At 74.3% G+C, this 2,480-nt stretch carries 2 protein-coding genes; both read left to right on the top strand.

Annotation, left to right across the window (positions count from 1 at the left end):
- Positions 1-1,117, top strand: a 1,117-nt coding sequence (locus ACXJKG_RS20645; RefSeq protein ID WP_456847592.1) for an AAA family ATPase, incomplete at its 5' end; no start/stop codon positions are given.
- Positions 1,114-2,400, top strand: a complete 1,287-nt coding sequence (locus tag ACXJKG_RS20640; protein WP_456847591.1) for a hypothetical protein — start codon at positions 1,114-1,116, stop codon at positions 2,398-2,400. The genes ACXJKG_RS20645 and ACXJKG_RS20640, both read left to right, overlap by 4 nt.
- The last annotated feature ends 80 nt before the right edge of the window (positions 2,401-2,480 follow it).

The raw sequence follows: 2,480 nt of genomic DNA, 5'->3' as shown, positions 1-2,480 counted from the left end.
GCTGGTGGCGACCGGGTCGCCGGCCGCCGGCGCCTACGCCGCCGCGCTCGCCRGGGTCGTCTCGGCGGCCTGCGACCTGGGTCCCGCGGAGATCGACGTGATCGCGCGGGCGTCCTCGACCGCCGCGGTGCAGCTCGCCGCGGTCGGCGGCCCGAGGAGCGCGGTGCCCGTGCCCGACGCGGAGCTGCCGGACCTCGCCCTTCCCGTGTCGCCGTCGGAACCGAAGGACGCAACGCCCCCCGGGCCGCGTTCCTGGAAGCCCGACGGAGCCCCGGAGCCGGTCCCCGCGAAGACCCTCGACGAGCTGCTCGCCGAGCTCGACGCGCTGGTCGGGCTCGCGCGCGTCAAGACCGAGATCCGCCAGCAGACCCAGCTGCTCCGCGTGGAACGGCTCCGGACCGAGGCGGGTCTGACGACGCCGACGCTCACCCGCCACCTGGTCTTCCTGGGCAACCCCGGCACGGGCAAGACGACGGTCGCGCGGCTGGTCGCCGCGATCTACAAGGCTCTCGGCCTGCTGAGCACGGGACACCTGGTCGAGGTGGACCGCTCCGAGCTGGTCGCCGGGTACCTCGGGCAGACCGCCGTGAAGACGTCCGAGGTCGTCGCCACCGCGCTGGGCGGCGTGCTGTTCGTCGACGAGGCGTACGGGCTGGCCGAGGACCAGTACGGCGCCGAGGCCGTGAACACGCTGGTCAAGGACATGGAGGACCACCGCGACGACCTGGTCGTGATCGTCGCGGGCTACCCCGGACCGATGGCGACGTTCCTGGCCACGAACCCCGGGCTGGAGAGCCGCTTCTCCACGACCGTCGAGTTCGACGACTACACCGACGCCGAGCTGCGCGAGATCTTCGCCCGCACGGCGGCCAAGGCCGACTTCGAACCGACCCCCGAGTGCCTGACGCGGTTCGAGGAGCTGGCGTCCCTGCAGATCCGCGACGAGGGGTTCGGGAACGGTCGGTACGCCCGCAACGTGCTGGACCAGGCGATCACCCGGCACGCGTGGCGCCTGCGGGACGTTGAGCATCCGACGGTGGACGAGCTCCGGCTGCTCCTCCCGCAGGACCTGGTGCCTGAGCCCGAACCGGCTGATCAGATCGAGGAGTCCGCGTGACGCAGACCATCGCCCCGCCGTCGGTCCCTCCCGCCCCCGCGCCCGCCCCCGCCCCGGCCCGCCGGACGGGCGTGCGGGCCGCACTGAGCCGCACGCCGGGCAGGATGCGGGTCGCGGGCGTGATCGCGGTCGTCGCCTCCCTGGCCGTCGGCGTGCTCGGCCTGCGCGCCGGGCTGGCGCAGTCCGACGCGCTCGCCGCCGCGGACGCCGACACCACGCAGCTGGTCGGCATCCAGGACGTCCGCAACGACCTGGTCGTCGCCGACGCCACCGCGACGAACGCGTTCCTCGTCGGCGGCCTGGAGCCGCCCGAGCAGCGGGCCCGGTACGACGCCGCGATCGCCTCCGCCGCGCACGGTCTGGCGCAGCTGGCCGGCTCGAACGAGGCGGACGCCGAGCTGCTGGGCAAGGCGACCGCCGGGCTCACCACGTACACCGGGCTGGTCGAGCAGGCGCGGGCCAACAACCGGCAGGGCTTCCCGGTCGGCGCCGCGTACCTGGACCAGGCGTCCACGGTCCTGCGCACGGACGTCCTGCCGAACCTCGACGACCTCGTCGACGCCAACAGCGACCGGGTGGACGCCTCGTTCGACTCGGTCGGCGAGGTGCCGTGGCTGCTCGCGCTCGGCATCCTGGCGCTGRCGGCGCTGGTCGTCGTGCAGGTCTGGATGGCCCGGCGCACCCACCGCCGCCTGAACGCCGGCCTGTTCTGGTCCACGGTCCTCGCGCTCGCCGCGAGCGTCGGGGGAGCGTTCGTCCTCGGGTCGACCGCCGCACGGGCGGGCGACGCCCGGCACGGGCCGTACGACGCCACGGTGTCGGTGTCCCGCGCGTACTCGCTGGCCAACGACGCCAAGTCCATGGAGTCGTTCACGCTGATCAAGCGGGGCTCCGGGCAGGCCTACGAGGAGCAGTTCGTCGCCGAGACGGACCAGGCCCGCACCCTGCTCTCGCGGCCGACGGTCGACACCACCCTGGTGCCGCTGCTCGACGACTGGGTCGCCGCGCACCAGAAGATCCGGGCGCTCGACGACGGCGGCAACTGGGACGGCGCGGTGGCGCTCGCGATCAGCCCGGCCCCCGGAGACCCGAACGACGTGTTCGAGACGTTCTCGACCGCCGCGTCCTCCAGCCTCGAGGCGAGCGCGACGCAGACGCACGACGCCCTGTCCGGCTCGGGCGGGTCCGCGGTCCTGGTCGGCTGGCTCATGCTGGTCGCCGGGCTGCTCGCCGCCGTGCTGTCCTGGCGAGGCGTCTCGACCCGAGTGGAGGAGTACCGATGACCCGCACTCTTCGCCGCACCGCGGCCCTGGCCTCCCTGCTCCTGCTCGCCGGCTGCGCGGGCGCCCCCGCCGTCACGCCC

The sequence above is a fragment of the Cellulomonas sp. P5_C6 genome (genome assembly GCF_054049635.1).
This window is presented reverse-complemented; position numbering and strand designations above follow the sequence as displayed.